Annotated in this window: 24 protein-coding genes and 1 pseudogene; 8 read left to right on the top strand and 17 right to left on the bottom strand. The window is 58.2% G+C overall.

The genetic code is table 11. The annotated features are described in order from the left end of the window. The first annotated feature begins 6 nt into the window (after positions 1-6). On the top strand, positions 7-462 hold the full coding sequence (locus tag FJ145_20250) for a glycine/sarcosine/betaine reductase complex selenoprotein A (protein MBM4263743.1): 456 nt from the start codon (positions 7-9) through the stop codon (positions 460-462). Positions 463-583: 121 nt separating this feature from the next. Here FJ145_20250 and FJ145_20245 read toward each other — a convergent pair whose 3' ends face one another. Further along, the gene (locus FJ145_20245) at positions 584-1,582 is read right to left on the bottom strand and encodes an ABC transporter substrate-binding protein (GenBank protein ID MBM4263742.1); all 999 of its coding nucleotides are present in this window, start codon (positions 1,580-1,582) and stop codon (positions 584-586) included. 75 nt (positions 1,583-1,657) lie between these two features. On the opposite strand from FJ145_20245, the gene FJ145_20240 reads away from it, so the two are divergent. Both FJ145_20240 and FJ145_20235 read left to right on the top strand, forming a co-directional pair. Beyond that, on the top strand, positions 1,658-2,305 hold the full coding sequence (locus FJ145_20240; GenBank protein MBM4263741.1) for an HAD-IA family hydrolase: 648 nt from the start codon (positions 1,658-1,660) through the stop codon (positions 2,303-2,305). A gap of 30 nt (positions 2,306-2,335) precedes the next feature. After that, entirely contained in the window at positions 2,336-2,734 is a 399-nt protein-coding gene (locus FJ145_20235; GenBank protein ID MBM4263740.1) for a PPOX class F420-dependent oxidoreductase, read from the top strand. 20 nt (positions 2,735-2,754) lie between these two features. Here the strand turns inward: FJ145_20235 and FJ145_20230 are convergent, their stop codons facing one another. The 9 genes from FJ145_20230 to FJ145_20190 all read right to left on the bottom strand — a co-directional run bounded on the left by FJ145_20230 (position 2,755) and on the right by FJ145_20190 (position 13,749). Then, complete coding sequence (locus FJ145_20230) at positions 2,755-3,624, bottom strand: class I SAM-dependent methyltransferase (protein MBM4263739.1); 870 nt, start codon at positions 3,622-3,624, stop codon at positions 2,755-2,757. 1,487 nt (positions 3,625-5,111) lie between these two features. Next, positions 5,112-6,482 (bottom strand): hypothetical protein, encoded by a 1,371-nt coding sequence (locus tag FJ145_20225; GenBank protein MBM4263738.1) that lies wholly within the window; start codon positions 6,480-6,482, stop codon positions 5,112-5,114. A gap of 16 nt (positions 6,483-6,498) precedes the next feature. Beyond that, complete coding sequence (locus FJ145_20220; protein ID MBM4263737.1) at positions 6,499-7,959, bottom strand: MBOAT family protein; 1,461 nt, start codon at positions 7,957-7,959, stop codon at positions 6,499-6,501. Between the two features lie 475 nt (positions 7,960-8,434). Then, the gene (locus FJ145_20215; protein MBM4263736.1) at positions 8,435-8,626 is read right to left on the bottom strand and encodes a hypothetical protein; all 192 of its coding nucleotides are present in this window, start codon (positions 8,624-8,626) and stop codon (positions 8,435-8,437) included. A gap of 285 nt (positions 8,627-8,911) precedes the next feature. Further along, positions 8,912-10,354, bottom strand: coding sequence for a Si-specific NAD(P)(+) transhydrogenase (locus FJ145_20210; protein MBM4263735.1), 1,443 nt, complete (start codon positions 10,352-10,354; stop codon positions 8,912-8,914). Positions 10,355-10,671: 317 nt separating this feature from the next. Next, on the bottom strand, positions 10,672-11,346 hold the full coding sequence (locus FJ145_20205; protein MBM4263734.1) for an amino acid ABC transporter permease: 675 nt from the start codon (positions 11,344-11,346) through the stop codon (positions 10,672-10,674). Position 11,347: 1 nt separating this feature from the next. Continuing rightward, entirely contained in the window at positions 11,348-12,073 is a 726-nt protein-coding gene (locus FJ145_20200; GenBank protein ID MBM4263733.1) for an amino acid ABC transporter permease, read from the bottom strand. Between the two features lie 78 nt (positions 12,074-12,151). Then, on the bottom strand, positions 12,152-13,009 hold the full coding sequence (locus tag FJ145_20195) for a transporter substrate-binding domain-containing protein (GenBank protein MBM4263732.1): 858 nt from the start codon (positions 13,007-13,009) through the stop codon (positions 12,152-12,154). Positions 13,010-13,020: 11 nt separating this feature from the next. Continuing rightward, entirely contained in the window at positions 13,021-13,749 is a 729-nt protein-coding gene (locus FJ145_20190; GenBank protein ID MBM4263731.1) for an amino acid ABC transporter ATP-binding protein, read from the bottom strand. Here FJ145_20190 and sixA point away from each other — a divergent pair. Then, the gene (gene sixA, locus FJ145_20185; GenBank protein MBM4263730.1) at positions 13,740-14,375 is read left to right on the top strand and encodes a phosphohistidine phosphatase SixA; all 636 of its coding nucleotides are present in this window, start codon (positions 13,740-13,742) and stop codon (positions 14,373-14,375) included. The two genes, FJ145_20190 and sixA, sit on opposite strands and share 10 nt — an antisense overlap. 69 nt (positions 14,376-14,444) lie before the next feature. Then, positions 14,445-15,731, top strand: a complete 1,287-nt coding sequence (locus tag FJ145_20180) for a citrate synthase (protein MBM4263729.1) — start codon at positions 14,445-14,447, stop codon at positions 15,729-15,731. 11 nt (positions 15,732-15,742) lie between these two features. Here FJ145_20180 and FJ145_20175 read toward each other — a convergent pair whose 3' ends face one another. After that, on the bottom strand, positions 15,743-17,164 hold the full coding sequence (locus FJ145_20175; protein ID MBM4263728.1) for a LysM peptidoglycan-binding domain-containing protein: 1,422 nt from the start codon (positions 17,162-17,164) through the stop codon (positions 15,743-15,745). 285 nt (positions 17,165-17,449) lie between these two features. Between FJ145_20175 and FJ145_20170 the strand changes: the two genes are divergently transcribed. Genes FJ145_20170 through FJ145_20160 form a run of 3 tightly spaced genes read left to right on the top strand, consistent with a single transcriptional unit; the run spans position 17,450 to position 19,450 of the window. Continuing rightward, positions 17,450-18,109 (top strand): hypothetical protein, encoded by a 660-nt coding sequence (locus tag FJ145_20170; protein ID MBM4263727.1) that lies wholly within the window; start codon positions 17,450-17,452, stop codon positions 18,107-18,109. Positions 18,110-18,136: 27 nt separating this feature from the next. After that, positions 18,137-18,532 (top strand): DoxX family protein, encoded by a 396-nt coding sequence (locus FJ145_20165; GenBank protein ID MBM4263726.1) that lies wholly within the window; start codon positions 18,137-18,139, stop codon positions 18,530-18,532. Positions 18,533-18,541: 9 nt separating this feature from the next. Next, positions 18,542-19,450, top strand: a complete 909-nt coding sequence (locus tag FJ145_20160; protein ID MBM4263725.1) for an aldo/keto reductase — start codon at positions 18,542-18,544, stop codon at positions 19,448-19,450. A 203-nt stretch (positions 19,451-19,653) separates the two neighbouring features. On the opposite strand, the gene FJ145_20155 is transcribed toward FJ145_20160, so the two are convergent. The 6 genes and pseudogenes from FJ145_20155 to FJ145_20130 all read right to left on the bottom strand — a co-directional run bounded on the left by FJ145_20155 (position 19,654) and on the right by FJ145_20130 (position 24,316). Further along, positions 19,654-20,103, bottom strand: a complete 450-nt coding sequence (locus FJ145_20155) for a hypothetical protein (protein MBM4263724.1) — start codon at positions 20,101-20,103, stop codon at positions 19,654-19,656. Positions 20,104-20,349: 246 nt separating this feature from the next. Next, positions 20,350-20,472 carry a BrnT family toxin gene (locus tag FJ145_20150; protein MBM4263723.1) on the bottom strand — a complete coding sequence of 41 codons (123 nt, stop codon included), beginning with the start codon at positions 20,470-20,472 and terminating at the stop codon, positions 20,350-20,352. A gap of 158 nt (positions 20,473-20,630) precedes the next feature. Next, entirely contained in the window at positions 20,631-21,098 is a 468-nt protein-coding gene (locus FJ145_20145) for a GNAT family N-acetyltransferase (protein MBM4263722.1), read from the bottom strand. A 216-nt stretch (positions 21,099-21,314) separates the two neighbouring features. Further along, positions 21,315-22,595 (bottom strand): DUF4185 domain-containing protein, encoded by a 1,281-nt coding sequence (locus tag FJ145_20140; GenBank protein ID MBM4263721.1) that lies wholly within the window; start codon positions 22,593-22,595, stop codon positions 21,315-21,317. A 332-nt stretch (positions 22,596-22,927) separates the two neighbouring features. Continuing rightward, positions 22,928-23,776 (bottom strand): hypothetical protein, encoded by an 849-nt coding sequence (locus FJ145_20135; protein ID MBM4263720.1) that lies wholly within the window; start codon positions 23,774-23,776, stop codon positions 22,928-22,930. Positions 23,777-24,133: 357 nt separating this feature from the next. After that, positions 24,134-24,316 (bottom strand): annotated as a pseudogene (locus FJ145_20130) (integron integrase). Between the last annotated feature and the right edge of the window lie 108 nt (positions 24,317-24,424).

The raw sequence follows: 24,424 nt of genomic DNA, 5'->3' as shown, positions 1-24,424 counted from the left end.
GAAAGAATGATCAAAGGCAAAAAAGTCATAGCAATAGGCGAGCGCGACGGCGTCCCGGGCCCGGTGATCGCCGAGTGCCTCGAAGGCGCCGGCATGGAAGTCGTCTTTCAGGCCACCGAGTGCTTTGTTTGAACCGCCGCAGGCGCGATGAACTTCGAGAACCAAGGAGTCATCAAGCGCCTGGCGGACCAGTATGGTCCGGAAAATTTAGCGGTGGTGTTGGGCAACGGCGAAGCCAACGGTGTCGAAGTGTTCGCTGAGACGGTAACCCAGGGCGATCCGAGTTTCGCTGGTCCGTTGGCCGGTGTGGCGCTCAAGATTCCCGTCTATCACGTGCTCGAACCGGAAGTGGTCGACGTGGTGCCGGAAAATTTGCGCCAGGAAAAGTTGGAACTGTCGTCGATGGTCATCGACGTCGAGCCGATGAAGCAAGTACTGCAGGTGGCGCGCGAAAAACTCTGAAGAGTTTTTCGCGTGGTTTAACCCCCCTTCGATACGCGCTGCGCGCGACTCAGGATAACCGGGTTTTTTGATGTCCGACTCCCCGAGTAAGCCCGTAGGGCCGTATCGAGGGGACTCCGGTTTATCGTCGTTGGAGTCCTCTCACAAAACCAGCATCCTCGAGTTCCTTGACAAACCGCACATCGATATAGTCCCGCACGTTGGCTTGCGCCGCTTTGGGATTTTTCTCCGCCATGTCTTGCAGGACTAACTGATAACCTTCGGTCGGCGGGTAGGGATGGTCGGGCATGAACTTGGCGTGCCATTCCCATGCTTCGTCCAAGATTCTGCGGTCTTCGACCCGCGAGTACTTGCGCATAATTCGCTGGGTTTCCTCTTTGTTGCGCTTGTAGAACCAGATCGCTTCCGTGTAGGCGCGCATGTAACGGCGCACCAGGTCGGGATTCTCGCGGATTAGCTTGGTCGACGTGTAGATGCCGTTTTGCGGAAACGGGATCTGCAGTGCCACCATGTCGAGCACGGTCGGATAGCCAAGCTGTTCCGCCTGCACCTTGCCGGCTTCGGTGACGACCGTGAATTGCACGATGCCCTTCTGCAGCGCGATCATGCGCTCGATGGCGCCGCCGATGACGCGCATGCTGACGTCCTTCACCGGATCGATGCCAATTCTTTTCAGGCCGACTTTCATGGCGAACTCGGCGGTGGTGCCGGCGATGTGATTGCCGCCGATTTTGCCGCGCAAATCTTCGTGGCGCTTGATGCTCGGATGGGAGACTAGATAGTAGGGCAGGACATTGACGTTGCCGGCGATGGCGACCACGTCGCCGCCCGCTAACCTGGCGCTGGCTAACCCTGGACCACCGCCTTCGCCGATGGGGATCTCGCCGGCGAGAATGGCTTGGATGCCGCGCACGCTGCCTGAGATGAAAATCACGGTGGCGTCGATGCCGTGCTTGTCGAAGATCTTGGTGTCTTTGGCGACTTGAATGACCGTCGAGGTGCCGGGCGTGGTGGAGATGTAGGCTGTGTTGATTCTGTCGGCAGCGTTGGCGGACAGCGTGGCCAGAGTGAGCGCAAAGTTGATCACGGCGCTCAGGCCTACGGCGATCAGACGACTCATGATTCACCTCCAATAGACGGGCTGTTTACGTTGTCGCATTGACACCGCCGGACTTCAAGTTTAAGTCTAACAGCGATGAAAACTTCGGTGGATCTGGTCATGTTCGATCTCGACGGCACACTGGCGAACACCGGGCGCGATCTGGCCGACGCGGTCAATTTCACGCGCGCGCATTTTCAGCTGCCGGCGCTGCCGGATGCCGTTGTTATTTCCCACGTCGGCCGCGGCGTCGAGCATCTGCTCCAGCAAGCGGTGCCCGAGGAGCGCTCGCTGCATTTCAAGGAGGTGATGGACGTTTTTCTCGAGCGCTACCAGAATCACCTGCTCGACGCGACGGCGCTGTATCCGCATGCCCGCGAAGTGCTCGATTATTTTCGCGATAAAAAACGCGCCGTGGTGAGCAACAAAATGTACCGCCTGACCATCGAAGTGGTGCGCGGCTTGGGCATTGCCGAGGAATTCGACTTGATTCTCGGCGGCGACAGCGTTGCCGAAAAGAAACCCCATCCGGCGCTAATCAATCACGCCGTCGAGCGATTTCATATTGCGCCGCAAAGGGCCGTCATGATCGGCGATGGTGAGATCGACGTCGAGGCCGGCCGGCGCGCCGGCGTCATTACTTGCGGCGTCACCTACGGCTTATGCGCAAGAGAAGCGGTCGCCGCGGCCCAGCCGGATTTCTTGATTGATGATTTGTCTACACTCTACGAATATTTCTGCTAGCCTCATAGTAAGAGCTGAGAGGAGGGTTCTATGGCGGCAAAAATTCCGGATCAGTTCAAAGACATCACCAACAAAGTATCCTATGCGCATCTGGCGACGCTGATGGCCGACGGCCGGCCGCAGGTGACGCCAGTGTGGTTTGACCTCGCCGGCGAGTATTTTCGGGTGAATTCAGCCAAGGGCCGAGTCAAAGACAAGAACATGCGGCGCAACAAAGAGGTTGCGCTATCGATCCAAGATCCCGACAATGCTTATCGCTATTTGGCGGTGCAGGGGGAGATCGTCGAGATCACCGAAGATGGCGCCGACGCGCACATCGATGCGTTGGCAAAAAAGTATCTCGGCAAGGACAAATACCCGTTTCGCGGACCAGGCGAAGTGCGGGTGATCTACAAAATCCGCCCCGACAGGATTTCGACCATGGGCTAATCGGGTTACGCGAGAGTCGCTTAAGGCATTCCTGTCGGCGCGAAGTACGCCGACCTGGTCGTGCGCGTCGCGTGCCAGGGGAGTGTGACCGGGGTGCCGGCCGGCGAGTCGACGCGCACCGTGCCTTCGATGCGCTCACCGCGCACTTTGCCGGTGAACTCGTGGCGCGTCAGGCCGATGCCTTCGATCGTTATAGCCACGCTGAACGAAAGGTTCTCGCCGTTGAGCTTGACGTCGTTCAACACTTCGCGATTGCTGCCCGCGCGCACGACGCCTTCGGCGTTCTGAAACTGCTGCTCGAGCACCGCGGCGTAGGAGACTTTCTGGCCGGCTACCGTGAGATCCCAATTCCAGTAACCGCCGACGCGCGCCGGCACAACCCAGAGAAAGACGTCGGGATTGCCGCTTTCCTTTGCATCGGGCTGCCAACTGCCAAGGTCCCAGGTGCTGGTGAGCACACGCGTTCCTGGGCGGGCGCGCTCGAGAATGATCGGCCGCAGCAGCCGCATTAGCTCGGGAAACAGCCACATGGTGATTACTGTGGCGTCCTGCAAGTCGGCATCGAAGGCGTTTTTGTGAAAGAACTTGACGCGCTGGTCAACCTTTTGCGCCGCAGCGACGCCGTTCGATTCGGCGACCAACTTGGCATCGATGTCGACGCCCCAGCCACGCAGCTTAGAATTCAGTTTTGCCGCCATCAACACGATCAGCCCGTTCCCCGAACCCAGGTCGACGACCACGTCGTCGTCGCGCAAATTGGCCAGCTTGAGCAAGCGCTCGACCGCCTCCGGGGTGCTCGCCTGGAAGAACGAAAAACGTTCCTGGGCTCCGGCGCTGCCGGTGCTGGAAAGGGCGCAAAGAAAAACCAAGAAATAAAATAGTTTACGCATAACGAGTCTCCAAGGAATCTCGCAAGAGTTAGCCGTTTCGGTGGGCGAGATCAATACGCGGGGGTTCTTAAAATCCGTCGTCTGTGCCAATCCTATCCACCGCGCGCGTGAAAATTGCGAAAGACGCTGACTATTTCAGCCAAGGGTGTCGAACTGTGTGGGTTAGCCAGGCGGCGCGTAGTACATCGGCCGCCCGGTATCGGTCATATCTTTGATGACTCGTTCCCCTTGTAATTCGGGATGGGAATCCGACGGATTCAGAGTGAGACGAACCGTATCGCCCACGCGGGTAAGCGGCGCCACCGTGCGGCCGTTGCGGAGCGCCCAGTGCTGCACCAAGATACGCTTGCCCGGATCGCCTCCGGTGTGGACTTTCATGACGTCGTAGGCGTAGACGACGAGCGCCTGCCGGTAGGGAGCGATGGATTCTAGAGTCGGCGGCAATGTGACTGCAGAAAGCCGCGCATCGACGACAACGGGTCCAGTCGCCCGCACTGTGGCGGCGCTCGGCGCCTCGACATCGTTGGGATCGAACGCTGGCGGCTGTGCGGGATCGATCCAGAGGTCGGGGAAAAAATCCGGTCCCGCATCGGTGGTTATTTTTACCCAGCGCTCCACTCGCCGCAGGTCCTTGCTAAACCGGCCCGCGTAGATTTCTACCTCTCGCCCCGCTTGGCCGATGCGGTTGGTTCCTTTGCCCTCTTTGTATGGACCGGTCATGGTAAAAAATTGGCGGTGATTGGCCCAGCGCGGATGATACACTTCGAAGCCGTCAACTCCTGGGGCTTGATTAATCGGCACAGTCCAAGCGAGGCGGGTGGCGGGGTCCTCGAAGATCAGGTTGCGATGCAGGCCGTCAAAAATCCAGGTAACGTTGCTTTTGTCGGGGGACCAGGAAGTCCAGCAACCGCCGCCCGTCGCTTCCAATGTGCCATTGGTTAAGTCGGCGATGCCAACGTTTGGCCAGGGAAATTGCCCAAAAATATGCCTGCTATCAGCAGAGATGTGCAAGTTGTCAAGGCTGATCTCGGTGCGATCCCACAACACCTCGCGCACCTTAGGGCGATCGAGGTCAAAACGGATCAGGGGCTTGCCGCTAAAGGGTATCGGATTGATCGGCCCTTCGACCGCGTAGACCCAGGTGCGTCCGGTTTCAGGATCGGCCCATACGTTCGCGGCAAATCCGTGGGCTAAATAACGCAGATTGGTTCCGTCCCAATCGACCACGCCGATGCGACCGAGGGGCACGTCGGTGAACACAACACGGCGCCCGTCGGGGGTCAGCAGTGGCTTGCGGCTCGAGATCGGGCCGCGCAGGATCTCGCGCACGCCGCGGCCGTCCTCCGTATCGATGCCCATCAGATGGAACCCGGCATGGCGAGCTCCAGCGTCTTTGGAAGCCGGATCGACCGCGCGTACCCAGACCATGCGAGCGCGCGCACCGACGAGCGTGCGCAGCCCGTCTGCGCCGCAGAGCGGAGAGCCGATCAACGCACCTGGGTTGAGGTTGAGCATCTTCCAGTCGCCGTAAGCCAGCTCACGCGCGGCAAACTGCCAGACGACCACCTTCTTGCCCGCCAGTCGGCCGCAGCCGCGCGCCACTTCGTGCGCCAGCATCTCCCGCGTGGCATAGGCCCCAGCGTCATTGCGGCGCAACGCATCCACCGGCCGATTAAGTGCCAGCGCCAAATGCTCGCCCAGACCCGCTGACGTGCCCCAACCCATGGATGCCAGTGAGTAGATGTTTGCGAAGCTGTCACCGAGCAATAGCACCTCGCCACGCGGATCGATGACTGCCGCCGCGCCGCTGGCCGTGGACCGAACCGGATGAATCTCCACACTCTCCGGCGCGGGCCAGCGGGCGCCATCAGGCAGCTTGAGCATTCTGGCGAGATCGCCGCGGTTTTGCACCGTCGCGGCTTCGCCGCGAAACGCTGGGGTGTTCGGAGGAGGCGGCAAGAATGGTTGCAGTTCGGTGGCCAGAGCGCGGGCGACGCTCTCCATTGCTGCAGGCACCCAATGGGTGTCGGTAGCAAGGTACGCCGACGCCGCGTGCTGCCGCGTGAACGCCGCCAAATTCTCAGTGGGATCGAAATAGCGAACGCCGTGGCGCTTAGCGCCTGCAGCAACTCTTCGTAGGAAGCGTTGTGGAGCACCTGCCGGTCCTGCGCCAGTGCCTTGACAAACCTGTCGCCATGCAACGATGCCTTAACCGGCACCGGCATGACCACCAACTCTACCCCGTGGGCTGCAAGCTGGTTTTTGAACTGGACAATCGCTTTCACTGGATCGGACTGGCGTGAACGCTTATCGGCATCTTGCGAGTTTGCCTGCCGGGTATATTGGGTCGGTTCGAGGAAGCCATCGCCGATGAGATAGTCGATGGTCGGACGATAAAATAACCAGTCGCCGCGCCCGAGATAGACTTTCTCGTTGCCTACGCCCAAGACGTTGGACAACATGGCCTGGGTTAGCGGCAACGCCCTTTGGTTGAACCAAGATTCCTCCTCCAGTCGGTCGGTATAGAGCTTAATCTTGCGCATCACATCGCGATTGACTGCGAGGACTTGACGCAGGGCTTGCCGGTTTTTTCGGAGTTCGCTGACGGCATCGCCCACGATCGTAGCGACATGCCACGCTTGCGGCATGCTGGAGGGACGATTTCCCAGCTGACCGTGGAAAAATTCGACTAGCTGTTGGCCGACCGGCAGAGCGAAAATCATTACGAGGAAGCAGACAGTTAAGACCAGGGCAACGCCAGGGCGAGTATCGGTGTGGCCGATTTCGGCCTTGGCGGCTTCTTCGCGCGAGCGCCGGTGCGGTTCAAGCATTTTCGGTGGCAAGTTATCTGTGCCCATGGCGGCGCTCAAACGATCAGAAGATAAAATAGATAAATGGGTTGTACGCTTGGGCGGAGAGCACAGCCACCGCGATGACAAACAGCATCAAAGCGGTGGCGGCCTTGCCGGTGTTCAGTTGCTTTGACCAGTCCCAGGTCTGGGGGCATGTCCAAACAATCAAAGCGCACAAGGCCACGGTGGCTAGATAGTACGGCTTGGCGATGATGCCGGACAGCAGTAAGGCTGAGGCCTCGGGCGAGCCCAAGCCGAGCATCGTGGCGCAATAGTTGAGCGCCGTTGGCAAGTCCTTGGCGCGAAAGAAAACCCAGGTGAACAAGACGATCACGAAAGTGCATCCAACGCGGAGCGGTTTGGGCAGCGCGTAGTAGATCGGCCGTTTGCCGCAGGCGCGCTCACAGGCGAGCAGCCCGCCGTGGAGCGCGCCCCAGATGACAAAGTTCCATGACGCGCCGTGCCAGAGTCCGCCGAGCACCATAACGATACTCAGGTTCAGGTATGTGCGCCGCGCCCCCAGGCGATTTCCCCCGAGGGGAATGTAGAGGTAATCGCGCAGCCAGGTCGACAGCGAAATGTGCCAACGGCGCCAGAAGTCGGTGATCGACTGGGCCTCGTAGGGCGAATCGAAATTCTTGGCGAAAACAAATCCGAGCATCAAGCCGAGGCCAATCGCCATATCGGAATAGGCGCTAAAATCGAAGTAAATCTGAAACGCGTAGGCGATGGCACCATACCACGCATCGAGAAACGTGACCGATGCCGCGTCGAAAACCGTGTCGGCGACTTTGCCGCAGGGATTGGCGAACAGCACCTTTTTGGCCAGACCAACGCTGAAAAAGGCCACGCCGCGGGCAAACTTGGTCAACGTGTGTGAACGCTGTTGCAGTTGTTCGGCAATATCGGCGAAGCGAATGATCGGGCCGGCGACAAGTTGCGGAAACATTGCCACGAAACAGGCAAAATCGATGACGTTGCGAATGGCGCGGGCATCGCCGCGGTAGACGTCGATGGCATAGCTCATGGATTGAAACGTGTAGAAGCTAATACCCAGCGGCAACGCGATTTGGAAGGCAAGATCGAGTCCCAAGTGAGACAGTCCGAGCGCCGCCGCAAGCGCCGTCCAGCTCTCAACGGCAAAATTGAAATATTTGAAAAAGCCTAGCAGGCTCAGATTTGAGGCGATGCTGACGATCAGTGCGATTCGCTGTGTCCGCGTGCGGGCCTCGCCTCGGGGCAACAGCGGCGGCGGTCCTTTTGAGGTGCGGAACCCTAGCTGGTTCGAGATGATTAGGCCGCAGACGTAGTCGATGGCCGTAGAGCCCAACATCAACAGACCAAATAGCGGATTAGTCCAACCGTAGAAGACGTAACTGAGCAGAGTCAGGAGCAGGTTCCGATAACGCTGCGTCATCGTATAGTAAAGCAGCAGCGTGAGAGGCAAAAAATAGAAAATAAAAATATGAGAGCTGAAAACCATGATGCATGCGCCCGGGTCTTATCTCTGTGAGTTCTTTACATATCGAAAATCGCTCAACAAACAAGACCGAAAATAAAATTCAATGGATCGAAGACTATGGGCGGTCTGAACTGTTACAGGTCAGCTTGGCCATGGAATTTATCTGACTGATGAGTGTCGGGAACGCGTTTGCGAAGAACTTACTGCACTGGCGGAGTACGAGCACGAAATGCGGCAATCTTCGGCCGACCCTCGCCATCGACGGGCTATCAACTGTTCGATCAAGTGCTGCTCCGAGTTTCAAAACGCAGAAAGCTCCTGGCTTGACGATCTTCAATTATTACCATTATGCGTCCGCCGGCAGCGAGATCCCCTTGACGGGGCTCGATGTTGAAGACAATGTAAAGATATTTCTCCTACCGCGACACCGATCAATCAGTTTCTCGTTGTCACCGTGCGCGGAGAGCAGGTAATGGCAAAACTTTTCAGTCCGTCTCTACAGCAGGCCGCCGCTGACTGACAAAAGCATCTGTTTCCATCGACTGCTTCCGGAAGGCAGCTCAGATATCGAGGGTGTCCTGCGACCGTGATCGACCAGCGCCGGAGCGAACAACAGCGCACCGGCCATAACGCCGTACATGATGCGCCGGTATTCTCTCGCTCTGAGCTTCCAGTTTTCTTGTTGCATGGTTTCGTTCTCCTCTTGCATCGTGAGTTGGCGGCTCTTTAAGAATCGCGCTAGCGCGTGAGACGCGGAATCAACTTCCTTATGAGCTTAGCGGAGACCTGACCCCATTTTGCTTTCGTTCCGATGATAATATTGCGCGCCTCTCTCACTGGGCGAGGCCAGCGTGCGGTTTAGGAGAGGAGGGCTGGAGCTATGAAGATTGTTGAAGCCTGCCATTTGCGTGACAGGCTTTCTTTTAGCCTAAGTTCGGTGGAATGAACAGTATGGCGCAGGTTCGGACTACCGCTAGCGTGCATCCAAATGGTTCGCATCCGCGCTTGCCGTGCCGCTGACGTAGCTGCCGTTGCTGGCGAATTTGTTGAGGGCCGCGAGGGCGGCGACTTTATAGCATTCCGCCAATGTTGGGTAGTTGAAGACGGTGTCGACGAAGTATTCGAGCTTGCCGCCGAGCGCCATGACGGCTTGGCCGATGTGGACGAGCTCCGTCGCGCCTTCGCCGATGGCGTGCACGCCTAGGAGGTGGCGCGTCTCGCTATGGAACAGCAGTTTGAGCATGCCGACGGTATCGCCGATCAATTGGCCGCGGGCGATCTCTCGGTAGCGGGCGACGCCGATTTCGTAGGGGATGCCTTCGCGGGTGAGCTCATCTTCGTTGCGACCGACCATGGAGATTTCGGGAATCGTGTAGATGCCGTAAGGGAGCAAATGGGTGGTGGTCTCGCAGCGTAAACCGAGAGCGTGGCAGGCGGCGTGGCGGCCTTGCTGCATCGAGGTCGATGCCAGCGCCGGGAAGCCGACGACGTCGCCGACGGCATAAATATGCGGAACGGCAGTCTGAAAGTTTTCGTTGACTTTGATGCGGCCGCGCTCGTCAGGCTGAATGCCGACTTTGTCCAATCCGAGAGTGCGCGTCGCGCCGATACGGCCGACCGAGTACATCAAAAGCGGCGCGCCAATTTTCTTGCCGCTTTTAAGGAAGATCGACACGGAGTTGTCAGCCGATTTTTCGACGCCGACGACTTCTTCGTTGAAGCGAAGCGTCACGCCGATGCTGCGCATTTGATACTGCAGCGACTCAATGATTTCGCTATCGACGAATTCCAATAATCGCGGCCGGCGCTCGACAAGCGTTACTGGAATTCCGAGCGTCGCCAAGATCGAAGCGTACTCGCAGCCGATGACGCCGCCGCCGACGATGGTCAATGCTTTGGGCAGCTCTTTGAGATACAGCAGGCCGTCGCTGTCGATGACCGAAGTCCCGTCGAACGGGATGCCCTCGGGGCGGGCGGTTTCCGTGCCGACGGCGAGGACGATGTGGTCGGCGGTGTGCTCGTTGCTCTCGCTTCCTTGCGTGATCGAAATTCGATGCGGATCGACAAAGTTAGCCGAGCCAACGATGAAGTCGACGTAGTTGCGGATCAATTGGTGTTGGATGACTTCCTGTTCGGCTTTGACGACGTGATCGCAGCGCTGAGCCAGATCTTCGAAGGTGATGTCTTTTTTGACGCGGTAGCTGGCGCCGTAGAGGTTGCGTTGGCGATAGCCTGAGAGATAGAGCACCGCTTCTCGCAGCGATTTGCTCGGGATGGTGCCGATGTTGATGCAGATGCCGCCGGCGACTTTCTTTTTCTCGATGATACCCACTTTCTTGCCAACCTTGGCGGCTTGAATCGCCGCTTTCTGGCCGGCGGGGCCGGAGCCGATCACCAGCATGTCATAGTGGGCCATTGTCGTTTTGTCTCCTTCGTTATCCAGTGCCAGCCGACGCACAGACTCGGTTGGTCGTCATAGTGACGCTATCGGCAACCGCTGTCGCTTCTTCAGCAACGGTTGCAAGGATCGCTTCAAAGCGTGCTTTTTTTTCGTGAATTCGCCGGGCGTCAAAATGTCGACGGTGACAAAGTCGATCGAGGTGCAACCATTCCGGAGCGAAGGCAGAACAGGGCGACCAGCCGGTCGCCCCTACAAGGCGGCTTGGCCTTCGCTCCTACACAGTGTCGCGTGGCGTGAATAGTTCGGGTTAGGAACCCGGAGGCGGAAGTATCTCAGCTTCGCGCCAGGTTTTTTTCCAAATGGCGCGCGTAGCTCGACATCGCGTAGCTGCAGAGCCAGTAGATGACCGCTATGAAGAGGTAAAGCTCGAAGGGGCGGATTTCGCGGTTGTTGACGATCTGCGCGGCTTTGGTCAAGTCGACGTAGCCGATGATCGAGGCGAGGGAGGTATCTTTCAATAGGACAATAAATTGCGTCACCAGCGCCGGCAGCATGTTGCGCAACGCCTGCGGCAAAATCACCCAGCGCATCATCTGCGCGCGCGCCAAACCCGTCGCGGTCGCGGCTTCGACCTGGCCCTTGGGCACGGACTGAATACCGGCGCGAATAATCTCGCCCAGATAAGCAGCTTCAAAGATAACAAACGCAGTGAGCGCGACGCTGTACTCCGGCAGCGATTTGCCGAGCAGGTTCGGAATGATGAACCAGAACCAAAAGATCACCATCACCAACGGCACGCCGCGGAAAAATTCGACGTAAACGGTTGCCGACCAACGCAGCCAACGCAAGCGCGATAAACGCGCCAGGCCGATCAAGATGCCCAACAAAAAGCCGAGGACCATCGCCGGCACGGCCAAGCGCAGCGTGCCGCCGACGAAGTTGCCAATGCCGAAAAAGCCCTGCTGCATCAAGAAGGCAAAATTGTTGGTGATGACCTGCAGGTCCATGTCAGTCGCCCGTGCCCTGGGCGATCATGCCGGGAATCGCGAAGCGTTTTTCGACGCGCGCCATCAGCGCCGCGATGCTCAGACATAGAATGAGATAAACAATCGTGCCGGCCGCCAGCGCTTCAAAGGCTTTGGCGGTGTAGGTTTCGATTTGACGTGTTTGAAAAGTCAGTTCGGCAACGCCGATGGTCAGTGCCACCGAAGAGTTCTTGAGGAGATTCAGCGATTCATTGGTCGCCGGCGGCACGATCAAGCGCAGCGCGATCGGAATGATGATCAAGCGATAGGACTGCGCCACCGTCAGTCCGGTGGAGATGGCGGCTTCGAATTGGGTCTTCGGAATCGACTGGATACCGCTGCGGATCACCTCGGAGAAACGCGCGCCGTGATAGACGCCGAGAGCGCAAAGGCCGGCCCAAAACTCGACGCCATGATCGAAGAGCCAATTGCGCACCGCTTCAGGCAGCAGCGGCGGCACGCCGAAGTACCAAAAAAACATCCAGACCAAGAGCGGCACATTGCGGAAAAACTCAACGTAGAAGGTGGCCAACCAGCGCAGTGGAGGAAAGGGCACCGTGCGCAGCGCACCAGAGACGATGCCGAGCGCGACCGCGAGGAGCCAACCGAGCAGCGATATCTGTAAAGTGGTAAGGAGCCCCTGGAGCAGCCAGCCGCCGGTCTGGCCGCTCCACAGCACGCTCCAGTTGAATTGGTAGTTCACAGGCAATCGGCATTAGGCAAGAGGCAATAGACACAGTTCGGAATCCGAAACTATTGCCTAATGCCTGTTGCCTCTTGCCTCGTTCTATTTCGGCACCACCTGCATCTCTAGGAACCGTTTAGTTTCCGGTGCCAGCAAATAGGGCACTTCGCCCTTGATGCCGAACCATTTGTCGTAGATGGTCAAGTATAAACCGGAAGAGATGGCGTCCATCAGACCGACGTTGACGACCTGGCGAAAGTCCGAGTCGTTCCTGCGCATCGCCATGCCATAGGGTTCATAGGAAAAAAATTCACCGACCACGGCCCACTCGTCGGGCTTGGGCGCTTTGGCTCTCAGGCCGGCGAGCTGAATGCCGTCGTTGGTATAAGCATCGACTTGCTTTTGTGCCAGCGCTTGAAACGCAGCGGGCTGATCGGGGAATTCGACGAGCTTGGCGTTGGGCACGCGCTCGCGGACGATCTTGGCGTTGGTCGAGCCCTGCTGTGCCGCGATGCGCCGGTTGGCGATGGTTTGAATGCCTTTGATCGGGCTGCCTTTTCGCACCAGAAACTGCGCGCCGGTGGCGAAGAAGGTGATGCTGAAATCGACGCTGTCGCGGCGCGCCTGTGTATCGGTCATGGTTTCAGCGATCAAATCGACGGCGTTCGAGGTTAGCAGCGGAATGCGCGTCGCCGGCGCCGATTCTTTCTTTTCGACTTTTATGGTCTTGTTGAGCTTCTTGTTCAACACCGGAATGATCGCCTGTTCGACCAAGTCGATGGAGAAGCCGACCCATTCGTTATTCTTGTTGACGTAGGCAAACGGCGGCGAACCGGTGCGCGTGCCGATGACGAGGACGCCGCTCTTGTCGATTTTCTCCAAGGTCGATTGACCGCGCGCACTAGTCGCGCCGGCAGCCAGCGCTACGATGACGGCACAGAGCCAGATAAAATTTTTCATCCGCGATCTCCTTAGTGTGAAAGTATTTTGCTGAGAAACTGTTTGGCTCGCTCCGACTCCGGCGCCGCGAAAAACTGCTCCGGCGCGGCTTCTTCGATCACCTGTCCACCATCCATGAAAACCACCCGGTGAGAAACCCGGCGGGCAAAGCCCATCTCGTGGGTGACGACGATCATCGTCATGCCGTCGCGCGCCAGGTCGGTCATCACTTCGAGCACTTCGTTGATCATTTCCGGATCGAGCGCCGAGGTCGGCTCGTCGAAAAGCATGACTTTAGGCTTCATCGCCAGGGCGCGGGCGATGGCGACGCGCTGCTGTTGGCCGCCGGAGAGATTGGCCGGATAGACGTCGGCTTTGTCGGGAATGCCCACCCGTTCGAGCAGCTGGCGGGCGATTTTTTCGGCTTCGCCATCGGCGATTTTTTTGACCTTGACCGGTGCCAGGGTGATGTTGCGCAGCACGGTCATGTGCGGATAGAGATTGAACGATTGAAACACCATGCCGACGTTGGTGCGCAGCTTGGCAGCGTCGAGATTGGCATCGGTGAGCGACATGCCGTCGACGATCAACTCGCCGGACTGGAAAGGCTCAAGACGGTTGATGCAGCGGATCAGCGTACTCTTGCCGCTGCCGCTGGGGCCGCAAACCACGACGACTTCGCCGCCGGCGATGGTTAGGTTGACGTTTTTCAACACCTGAAGCGCGCCAAACCATTTGTTGAGGTTGCGAAATTCGATCACGTTGGGAAAATCGGATTGAAACTAAGACGGTCGCATACTATATCAACAAAAACATTTTGCAACCGATTTTTCGCGTGCAGCAGTGTGTGCGGCCGGGCCACTTTCAAGAGCAACGTCCCGCTGCGTTGGCCATCGGCCGGCAGGTTTCGGGATACCACAGCAAGGATGCTACGGTGGTAGATTTCTATCTTGTCAGGCATGGGGATGCGGTTTCCGAGCTGGTCGATGTTGAGCGACCGCTCAGCGAAATGGGTCGGGTTCAGGTGGCACGGCTGGCGCAGCAGGCCGCGGCAAAGGGTGTGCAGCCGGCGGTCATTTACCATTCCGGCATACTGCGCGCCCGCCAAACCGCCGAGATCATGAGCGAACAGCTGCGCCCAGCCCGGGGCATGGCACCAATGGACGGTCTCCAGCCGATGGCCGATCCGGCGGGAACCGCTGCCATGTTGGAGCTCGCCACGGACTCGATCATGTTGGTGGGCCATCTGCCCTTCATGAACCGGATCGTGGGGTTGCTCGTCAAGGGCAACGCCGAACGCATCGTGGTCGACTTCGCACCGGCTACTTTGGTTTGTCTGGCCAAACAAGCGCCGCGTTGGGGTGTCCAATGGTCTTTGGCGCCGTAAAGCACTCGGTTGACCGGCGGATAGGGATGGTCTAAATAGAATCTGACGAAACCCGAAAGGTAACCACAAATGGCCTCAGAGACATTGACCATTACGGACAACCGGACCGGTAAGACATACGAAGTTCCGATCAAACATGGCGCCGTGAAGGCGACGGATTTGTTCCAAATCAAGGTCACTGAGGACGATGGGCTGGTGGTGTACGACCCGGGGTTCATGAACACTGCTTCGTGCCAGAGCCGCATTACTTATATAGATGGCGATAAGGGAATCCTGCGCTACCGAGGCTATCCGATCGAGCAGATCGCCGAACAAAGCACCTATTTAGAGACCGCGTATTTGATTCTCAATGGTGAGTTGCCCAACGAAAAACAGCTGGCAGACTTCAGTCACAACGTGACTTTTCACTCGATTATCCATGAGAATATCAAGAAACTCATCGACGGCTTCCATCACGACGCTCATCCCATGGGCATTCTCGTCAGCACCGTGGGCGCGCTGTCGACGTTTTATCCCGACGCCAAGAAAATTTTCGATGCCGGTAATCGGCGCATGCAGACCTATCGCTTGATCAGCAAGATGCCGACTTTGGCGGCGTTCGCCTATCGGCACAGCCTTGGGCAGCCGTACGCATACCCGGACAACGACCTGAGCTATACCGGCAACTTCTTGAACATGTTGTTCAAGATGACTGAGTTAAAGTACAAACCCAATGCGGTCTTGGAAAAAGCACTGGACCTGCTGTTTATTTTGCACGCCGATCACGAGCAAAACTGCAGCACCAATGCGATGCGCGGCATCGGCAGCTCCCAGCCCGATCCCTATTCAGCAGTGGCGGGCGCCGCCGCCGCACTTTACGGCCCGCTGCATGGCGGTGCCAACGAAGCCGTGCTGCGCATGCTGATGGAGATCGGCTCGAAGGATAAGGTCCCCGATTTCATCAAGAAAGTGAAAGGCGGCGATGGGCGGCTGATGGGCTTTGGCCACCGGGTGTATAAGAACTACGACCCGCGCGCGAAAATCATCAAAAAGACCGCCGACGAAGTTTTTGAAGTCACCGGGCGCAACCCGTTACTCGACATCGCCCTCGAGTTGGAACGAATCGCGCTGTCCGATGACTATTTCATCAAGCGCAAACTCTATCCGAACGTCGACTTCTATTCCGGCTTGATCTACCAATCGATGGGCCTGCCGATGGATATGTTCCCGGTGCTGTTTGCGATTCCGCGCACCTCCGGTTGGATTGCCCAGTGGGAAGAGATGCTCACCGATCCTGAACAAAAACTTGCTAGGCCGAAACAACTCTACCTTGGCGCTGCGCCGCGTGACTTCGTGCCGATGAGCAAGCGAAAATAGCGTCGCCCAAGCTAACGCAGCGCGCCGCGTAGCGTGTCGACTAAGATTCTCAGCTGCTGGCCAGCGCGCACTTTAGCGCTGGTTAGGCCGTTGAGCGCCATCAGGCTCCGCACAGTTTGACCGTAACGGCGTGCTATGGAATAGAGTGTCTCGCCGCGTTTGACCTCGTAGGTGATCACTTCAGTTTCAGGCTGATCCTTAGTCTCCTTAGGTTCTTTGGGCGGTTCGACGGTTTCTCTGATTTCTTTCTTGGGCGCCATCGCTTTGGCTAACATCAGGCTGCGTCCTTCGGGTATCTTGACGCGGTAGTTGCGTTCGCCCGGCGGCGTCTGGCCGCGCAGCAAGGCGGGATTGAGCTCTGTCAACAAACGGAGGTCACTGCCAGTCATGGCCGCGATGGTTTCCAATTTCATCGGCTCGCGTACTTCGACCTCATCGTACTCCAACGGCGTTTCATAGCGCAGCTGCTCGAAGCCATATTTGCGCGGATCGGTGGCGATGAGCGCCGCGGCGACGAATTTCGGGACGAAGTTGCGCGTCTCAGCGCTCAGCCGGCGATTGACGCCGAGACTCTGGAAATCTTGATTCTTGGTTCTTTGCAGAGCGTTGTCGAGAATGGAGGGGCCGGAATTGTACGCCGCCGTGGCGAAGAACCAACGGCCGTAACGTTCGTGTAGATCTTTCAAGTAGGAGGCTGCGGCGCGTGTCGATTTGGCCGGGTCGAAACGCTCGTCGACCCATGAGTCGATGCGCAGCCCATAGATCCGCGCCGTGTCGGGCACGAACTGCCACAAACCCGCGGCGCCTGCCGGCGATTTCGCGTGCGGGATAAACGCGCTTTCGATCAGGGCCAGATAACCCATCTCGTCTGGCAGTCCCGCTTCGCGCAAAGTTTTCACGATCATCGGCATATATTTCCCGGAGCGCGCCAAAAGCTGAGCAAAGTAGGGACGAGTGGTTTTTGAAAACAGCGTAACGTAGTGGCGCACCTTTGGGTCGTCGGTCACCGCTTTGGAGAGCTGCAAGCGGCGCCGCTCGGGCGCTTGGCTGACCGCTTTGTCAAGATCTTTCTCCAGCAGGTCCAACAGCCGGTCGTCGGCGAGCGGTCCGGAAACCCTTTGCAAAGCCGTGGGTGAATCGTCGATGGGTTTGGCGGCTTGGGCCGGCTTCTCCGGTTCTTTCTTTACCGCGGCAGCGAACATGCCAGCGGGCCAAACCAGGCCATTGGCGGCTTCATCGTCCAGTTCGTCTTGAACTTCCGCCAGTGCTTGAAATTCTGCGGAGAGCGTAAACGGCGGTGGTGGCGCGGGGGCGGCGGGCAAAGGTTGCACGACGGCAACCGGGCGCGGCGGCGCCTGGAAGGGCGCCGGCACGCAACCGGTCACAAGAGACAAAAGAATTCCCAGCAGAACAATAGCTGCGTTGAAAAACATAGAGCACCATTTGATTGGAGTCCGGGCAGGCTACTTGATCGGTTCCGTCGATGCAAGGAAAAAAACGGTCAAAATCTTGACGCTTTCTCGTGGGCCGCAAGCGAAATATTTTTACCAATGGAACGGCGCACAAGGTTGACGCGCAATATTTTTGCGGATGGGTTTTGGCGCGTCTCCTGCCGCGATCGGCAAAGCCATTTGTTCAGATTGTCGTGGGGGTCGGCCATCGTAGCCATCGACGCTGCCATGCTTGACAGTGGCGGTTGTGAATTCTAGCCTTTTGACATGAGAGTCTCGCGCTCGGGGGCGCTCTTGTTGCTCGCAGGTTGGGTGACCGGCTGCGCAGCCTACCGACTCGCCGGTCAAGTCCAGTCGGGCAGACAAGCTTTGCTCACCCATCATCCCGAAGCGGCGCTCGGTTATTTCGCCCAAGCCGCAGCGCAAGACCCGAGCTACGTTGCGACCTATTCGCTGTTTCGCCAAGGGGTTCTGACCTATTTGGGGCGCAGCCAATATCTCACCGGCAGATTTGCGGAAGCGCGGCAATCGCTGGAGCGAGCGCTCGTCCTCGATGCGCAAGATCCCATGGCGCGTCTCTATCTCGGGTTAACATTGGCGCGCGCAGCTGAGCGGGACCGCGGCGCCAAAGAGATGGCCGTGGGTTTGCGCGGCCTTTACGATTGGATCGAATACACCGCTGCACATCGTTTGACGCTGGGCTACTGGGACCCGACAGGCCAGATTCGCAACGAAATCGCGAAAACCTTGCAGTTGATCGAAGGCAGAGATTTCGATCTGCCGACGCTCTTCACCAACGGTGAATGGGTCGGCAAAGAAATCGAAGAAGAGATCGAGCGGGTACGGCGCGAGGAACAGCGCTTTCTGAACGACCGGGACCGCCGGCTGCGGCGCGGCGTCTCCGTCGGTGTCGGCATCGGCTTCTAGGTCAACCAGCAGCGAGCGGAGGGGATCGTGGAAAAAATTCTCGGCGTTTATAGCGACTACGCCTATGCGCTCATGCGCATCGTGCTCGGCGCGTTGTTCTTCTGCCATGGCGCGCAGAAAATCTTCGGCTGGTTCGGCGGCATCGATGGCAAGGGCAGCGCGACGGCGTTGGCGTCTCTGATTGGCGTCGCCGGTGCCATCGAGCTGGTGGCTGGTGTGCTGCTTACGTTAGGGCTCTGGGCCGGCTACGCAGCTTTCGTCGCTAGCGGCCTGATGGCGGCGGCCTACTTCATCGGTCATTTCCCCGCAGGTTTTTGGCCGCTGGAAAATAAAGGCGTCGCGGCGGTGCTCTATTGTATTGTGTTTTTGTACATCGCGACGCGCGGCGCCGGGGTTTGGAGCATTGACGAAGCGCTTAACTGAACAGACGCTATGACGCGACGTCAACTGCTGCGCGCGTTTTTGGCGAGTGGGCTTTATATGAAATGCGCTAGCGCCATGGCTGCCACCACAACGCCGATGATTCGTCGAGTCATACCGCAGAGCGGCGAGACTCTGCCGGTGATCGGTCTGGGCACTTGGCAGACCTTCGACGTTGGCGGGGAGTCGGAGCGCGCGCCGCTGCGTGCGGTGCTGCGCGAATTCGCGGCCTACGGCGGCAGCGTCATCGACTCGTCGCCCATGTATGGTCGGTCCGAAAGCGTTGCCGGCGACCTGATTGCCGAGGCTACGCTTACGGCCAAGATATTTTTCGCCACCAAGGTGTGGACGCAGGGGCGTGAGCCCGGCATCCGCCAAATGGAAGAATCGTTTCGCCGTTTGCGCACCCCGCGGATGGATTTATTGCAGGTGCACAACCTCGTCGATTGGCGCACCCATCTTGCGACGCTGCGCAGTTGGAAAGAGCCAGGAAAGCTTCGCTACATCGGCGTGACCCATTACACCGAGAGCGGCTACGGTGACTTGGAACGCGTGATGAAAGCGGAGCCACTCGATTTCGTCCAGCTGAACTATTCGATCGCCGAGCGCAGCGCGGAGAAAAGACTGCTCGCCTTGGCGGCAGAGCGAAAAATCGCCGTGCTGGTCAATCGTCCCTTTGGCGGCGGCGGTTTGATCAAGCGGGTGTTGCCTTATCCGCTGCCGAGTTTTGCCGCGCAAGTCGATTGCTCAAGCTGGGCGCAATTGCTGCTTAAGTTTGCGATTTCTCATCCCGCGGTGACCTGCGCGATTCCGGCAACCAGCAAAGTGGCGCATCTGCGCGACAATATGCAGGCTGGTTTCGGAGCGCTGCCCGATCAGGCCATGCGCGCGCACATCGCCCGCCACGTCGAAGCGCTCTGAAAGCCGTTCATCGCGTAGCGGCGCAGAGCGGTGGCGATTTTGTTGGGTTCCATTGGCGCGCATTCTTCTATGTCGACTTTGTTTGTTCATGTGAACATCCCGATCATGCGGTATTCTACTTGGGGTGTTTAGTTCAGAATCCTACATTGCCTTTGTGAATTTCATCTGTCCGTCTTCAGGGACTTCAAATAGGCGGCTCCAGTTCACCGCCTGGTTCGGCGTTTTCCTTCGGCCGATATGGCCATCGCATTGCTGCGAGTGAAGGACTTGATGTGCGCCGTCCTGCGGAAGCGAAGCGCCGTCCAATCCGCGTCAATCGACACCTGGCGCACGGGTTCAAAACCAGCGTTGCCGAGAACGGTCCAGCCGTTGTCCCGATTGAATTCGCCGGCGTAGCGCTTCGACGTTGCTTTCAGGTATGCGACCCACACGATAGCGTCGCCCTTAGACACCTTCACAAGCGTTGCCGAAACTCGGTCGAGCTGCTCCCGAGTCATGGCGAAACCGAGCGCGAAGGCCGACGTTGACGACACTTTCCGTTGAATGGTCACTCCGGAAATCTGCGATAGTTCTATTTCAAATGAGTCCGGTGCATTGAGGACGAGAATAGTCTTGTTGTCACCGAGGTTGAGCTTCTTAAATAGCGGTGTCATTGAACACTCACTTATTTTTAATGAGAACGACAAAGCCCAGCGCCGGCACGGAGCGCCGTTCGCTGAAGCGGTTAGGCGTCATCGGTGCCAACAGCGCGGTTAGGAAACGATATTTCCAAAACCACGCATCCCAACGCTTATCGCTCTACCGATCTTGTTCGAATAAATGGACAGCCGCAGTTCTGCGCCTTTGGGGTAAAACTCTTCCCGGAACGGCTTTCGAAAAATCGTACCCCCGTCTCATAGTTACTTCCTCTGATATTGCTTCTCGTCATCAAACAAGGACAACGCGTTTGGATCCTTAAACACCGTGGCGCCACGTTCAAAGGTGACGCGATGTTTTCGCGCATTTTGCCGGGCTTTCACCAGGTCCCACTCAAACTGATATTAAAATGCCACTGAGGGACTATCTCACAAGATAGGGGGCAAAAGCACGTTGTCGGGAAACACGGTCGCGTCGCCTAACGGCGCACCTCACTTTCCGGCGCGGTCAACGCCGGTAAAGTGCAGGTGCTGGTTCTGCTTTCTCATGTTATCTTCTTCTGCAAATCAACCTCTGACAATTGCCGGAATTCATCGCTCTCCGAGTACTCATCCGCGTGGACAGACATCACGTCAAATCCCATCTTCTCGAAAATCGGAACGTTCCCCGTCTCTTTGACTGTTCGAGTTACGAGCAGATCGATTCCTTGCTTCAGGGCGATTTCGACCACTTCATCAACAATTGCCCTTGCGACCCCTCGACGCCGGTAGTCCGGGTGGACAAATAGACCGATAATACGGAGGGCTTCCCCGTCACGGTAGAATTGGGTCGTTCCAGCAATCTCTCCGTCAACAAGTGCAACGAGGCGGTTGAGTTGTGAGGAGAAGCTTTTCCGGTTCTCCAGCGCCTTCTGATTGGGCCGGTAGGTCTTTCGGAGCGTAGCGGTCGCAGATTCAGAAACCCGCCGTATGCCCTCCGCGTCCTCCGGCAAACTTGAACGGATCGTGATCATCTTTCTCCTTTGAGCAGAACGCTCAGGGTGAGCGGCGCGCCGCGACGCTGTTCGCAAAAGCGATGGTCCCACTGATGTGCGCAAGCACGATGCCGCTTGCGGGCGCGTCCGCTCGAACTGAAGTTAGAACGCATTTCTCCGCTAATGTGGCGGATACCAAGTGACATCGGCGAGACATACTACTGTCAGTGATGAGCTCAACGATGTTCGGAACGCTCATTGCACCTTGAACTCGGAGCGCATCAGCAAGACGACGTAAGGGTTCCAGGTCGACAGGGTGTAGTACAGCTTCAGCCTGTCGCCCTCGACCCGAGTGAAGCGCTCGATCACGTACGGGGCGTAGATGGCGCCCTGCTCCGACCTTCGGCTCATGCCATTGAACTTCTTCAGCGGCCATTCAAGCCCATCGTCGGTGTTCGCCATGTGCATGAGCCTGCCCTTCGCCGCGTCGACCGGTCTCAGGACCTGCTCGGGCGCGCTCCACGGTCCCCAGGGAGTCATCGAAGTCCGGAGCTGCACGCCGGCGTCCGGCCTGTCGGGTCTTCCGGGCCATGCGTCATAGAGCATGAGCCATAGGCCCACCTGCGGCACATACGTCACCGAGTGGTCGCCAATCACCGGTTGCTCGAACAACGGGGCCGCGTGCGACTCGTCGGCGGCCCAAGTCGGCTCGCCGGCCGCGTCGAGGCCAGCGAAGTAGCGCGTCCCCTCGCCGGTCACCCAGTTCTGCGTGGGGGTGACCGCGAGGTACGCGTTGCTTTTGCGATAGGCCCCGTTCCCCCACATCAGCACCGCGGGGCCCTGACTCGGGAGTCCGGCGACCGGGGTGGTCGCGTGGTAGAGGCTGACCTGGATGAAGCGGCCGAGCGGTAGGCGCGAGACATCGCGGAGCAACTCGAATCGGCGGGCCTGCTCGTCGAACCTGACGAGCTTCGATATGTCCGATCCCGTGGATGCTCCCGCCGTGCGATTCGTCCTGACCATCATATAGATCCGGCCGCCGATCGACAGGCCAGCAAGCGGGACCTCATTCGTCTCCATGCTCACGCCGGGCGGGCGCACCTTAAGCCACTGCCCGTCGGCCCCGGTGACGAAGTCGAGGCGCACGCCGCCCTCGCCGGACTGGGCGGTGGTGGTCGCGATGGAATCGCCGGTGCCGCCCCGGGCGATCGTGTCGCCGAACAGGAAGAACAGCTTGCCCTCGTGCTCGAAGGAGTAGCCGAGGTCGGTGCCGATGATGCCGAAGCGCTCCTCGGTGCGGCTCAGGGTGGGGCGCTTCGTCTCGCGGTCAACATCCCCGATGAGCTGCTCCACTTTCTGCGTGGAGCCCGGGATGAAGGTGAGCCTGGGCGAGGAAGAGCCCGACTGACGGACGACCGGAACGGTTGACGCAGCGTGCGCGGCGGGCGCGATGAGCGTCGCGACCGCTTTGGTCAGCGGTATCGAACAAACTTGGCACCCAAGCAGCATGGATACGATCAGCCATATCGACGACATGTCATACTCCGGGTGTAACTGGCGCGCAAATGAACCGAAGAGAGTGTCATAGCAACAAGGACGCGTTCGCACAACCGCTGACGCGTCGTAGCGGGGGGAGCCCAATGCCTTCGCAATAAATACAGGACCACAATCCGTCGAAACCGCGCTCTACCACCGACATGCGTTCAAGGCAGTTCGGGAACGCAGCAAGAGCCCTCATGTGTGCGGGCTAACGTTCGAGCTAAGCTGCCCGCGGAGGCAGGCTTTGTAAGCCCGGACTGAGAAAATGTACAGAGTACCTCAGGCCGGGCTTACAAAGCCTGCCGTAGCGGGTCAGCTTGAGCGAGGGGTTAGGCCTCCGCGCACAGCTTGTGCCCTGCTGCCCGAAGGAATTCGATCCGCTGCCGGACGCGGGGAACCGGATCTTGCTCTTCGTAAGCCGCAAGTGCGCGTAAGAAGTCATCCTGCGGGGGCGGTGTCAGTAGCGCTGGAGACGTTGCGCGAAGTAGGGGCGTCCTGGGGTCCGCTATCGCGCGTAAAGCATCAATCGCAATCAGACTGAGGGGACGACCGTGCGCGAGCCACGACCGCACCTCAGACCAACTCAGGCAGGAGGCCGCTGCCAAGTTGCCCCAATCTTCTGTCGTCGGCTCGGCCGCGTGCTGCTCAATCCACTGCAAAGCTCGTGGGGACTGAAAGTAGCTGAGCGCCACCATAGCGTTCCGCCGTTCACGCCCGTCAAGTGATTCGACCATCGTGGTTGCAAGCGGAAAACCTTGATCCACCGGCATGCAGGCAGCGGTGGCTCGAAACAGCGAACTGATGTCCACGAGGTCCTTGTGCCTCTGCCATACCTCCGCCACGAAGTCACCAGCGGACGACTTGAGTGCAATTGCCAGGACATCCAGGCAGGCGGACCGAACACCGGAGTTGGGTGCACCGACGAATCTCTGGACAACTACGCGCTGGACGTCCGCAGGTGGGAGCTGGCACCAAGCGGCGGCGAGCTCGTCTTCAATGCGCCAACGCGTAGTTGTGTAGTCAAGTAGACGTTCGCAGTCGTTCGAGACCTGCGACAGGGTCGGGCATGGAAGTAGTTCTGCAGCCTCGACGACATCCTCGGGCTGGGATGCGGTGCCGTCATCATCATAGAAGTCATCGTGCAGAAGGTACTGCCACCAGCCATACGTTGCGGCCAAGTTGAACCACTCTCCAGGCCTCAACGATCTTGATAGCAGTCTCGCATGACAACCTCGGCAAACAAGGTACGGCGCATCCTTGTTGTCGCAGGGTTCGGAAACTTCAGCGGTTTCCCTTCGGCAAGACTGGCAGAGTCCGTTCATTCGGAGGCCTAACTATTAAGTGAGCGATTTAGACCGCTCCCGCTTTCGCCGTCTATCTCCGACGAAATTACAAAACACAAATAGTAACATTGTGATGTAATATCGCTCGCTTCGAGTTTGAAAGTCAACATTTTCCATGGCAGTAAACACGGCCAATTTGGCCGCCTATTCCACTATTGGCCCGCAGCCTATTCCGGGCGATTACAGTACGAGTCAAGGCTTCAGAAGCCGATCGGCGGGGCTTTGAACACCGCGGCCACCGCGGTTTAAAACATGAGTGTAAATCATGGTGGTGCTGACGTCGCGGTGACCGAGTAATTCTTGGACTGTTCGAATGTCGTATCCATCTTCGAGAAGATGCGTGGCGAAGGAATGCCTTAGTGAATGACAGGTTGCCGAGCTATGATCAAAGCGTGTGGAAATAGGAAATAGGTAGGCGTACCCTTTCGCGAATCTAAAAACGAAAGGCTGCCTGTTGGCGCAGGCAGGAAAGGATACGCCGAT

The organism is Deltaproteobacteria bacterium, from assembly GCA_016874755.1.
Classification (GTDB): domain Bacteria; phylum Desulfobacterota; class Binatia; order UBA9968; family UBA9968; genus DP-20.
The sequence above is the reverse complement of the archived record's forward strand: the minus strand, read 5'-3'. Positions and strand labels throughout refer to the sequence as shown.

Bases quoted from the DNA above. Each gene is read 5' to 3' on its own strand.
- FJ145_20245 (MBM4263742.1), bottom strand. From the start codon at position 1,582: ATGAGTCGTCTGATCGCCGTAGGCCTGAGCGCCGTGATCAACTTTGCG.
- FJ145_20240 (MBM4263741.1), top strand. From the start codon at position 1,658: ATGAAAACTTCGGTGGATCTGGTCATGTTCGATCTCGACGGCACACTG.
- FJ145_20235 (MBM4263740.1), top strand. From the start codon at position 2,336: ATGGCGGCAAAAATTCCGGATCAGTTCAAAGACATCACCAACAAAGTA.
- FJ145_20230 (MBM4263739.1), bottom strand. From the start codon at position 3,624: ATGCGTAAACTATTTTATTTCTTGGTTTTTCTTTGCGCCCTTTCCAGC.
- FJ145_20225 (MBM4263738.1), bottom strand. From the start codon at position 6,482: ATGGGCACAGATAACTTGCCACCGAAAATGCTTGAACCGCACCGGCGC.
- FJ145_20220 (MBM4263737.1), bottom strand. From the start codon at position 7,959: ATGGTTTTCAGCTCTCATATTTTTATTTTCTATTTTTTGCCTCTCACG.
- FJ145_20215 (MBM4263736.1), bottom strand. From the start codon at position 8,626: ATGCAACAAGAAAACTGGAAGCTCAGAGCGAGAGAATACCGGCGCATC.
- FJ145_20210 (MBM4263735.1), bottom strand. From the start codon at position 10,354: ATGGCCCACTATGACATGCTGGTGATCGGCTCCGGCCCCGCCGGCCAG.
- FJ145_20205 (MBM4263734.1), bottom strand. From the start codon at position 11,346: ATGGACCTGCAGGTCATCACCAACAATTTTGCCTTCTTGATGCAGCAG.
- FJ145_20195 (MBM4263732.1), bottom strand. From the start codon at position 13,009: ATGAAAAATTTTATCTGGCTCTGTGCCGTCATCGTAGCGCTGGCTGCC.
- FJ145_20180 (MBM4263729.1), top strand. From the start codon at position 14,445: ATGGCCTCAGAGACATTGACCATTACGGACAACCGGACCGGTAAGACA.
- FJ145_20175 (MBM4263728.1), bottom strand. From the start codon at position 17,164: ATGTTTTTCAACGCAGCTATTGTTCTGCTGGGAATTCTTTTGTCTCTT.
- FJ145_20170 (MBM4263727.1), top strand. From the start codon at position 17,450: ATGAGAGTCTCGCGCTCGGGGGCGCTCTTGTTGCTCGCAGGTTGGGTG.
- FJ145_20160 (MBM4263725.1), top strand. From the start codon at position 18,542: ATGACGCGACGTCAACTGCTGCGCGCGTTTTTGGCGAGTGGGCTTTAT.
- FJ145_20155 (MBM4263724.1), bottom strand. From the start codon at position 20,103: ATGACACCGCTATTTAAGAAGCTCAACCTCGGTGACAACAAGACTATT.
- FJ145_20145 (MBM4263722.1), bottom strand. From the start codon at position 21,098: ATGATCACGATCCGTTCAAGTTTGCCGGAGGACGCGGAGGGCATACGG.
- FJ145_20140 (MBM4263721.1), bottom strand. From the start codon at position 22,595: ATGTCGTCGATATGGCTGATCGTATCCATGCTGCTTGGGTGCCAAGTT.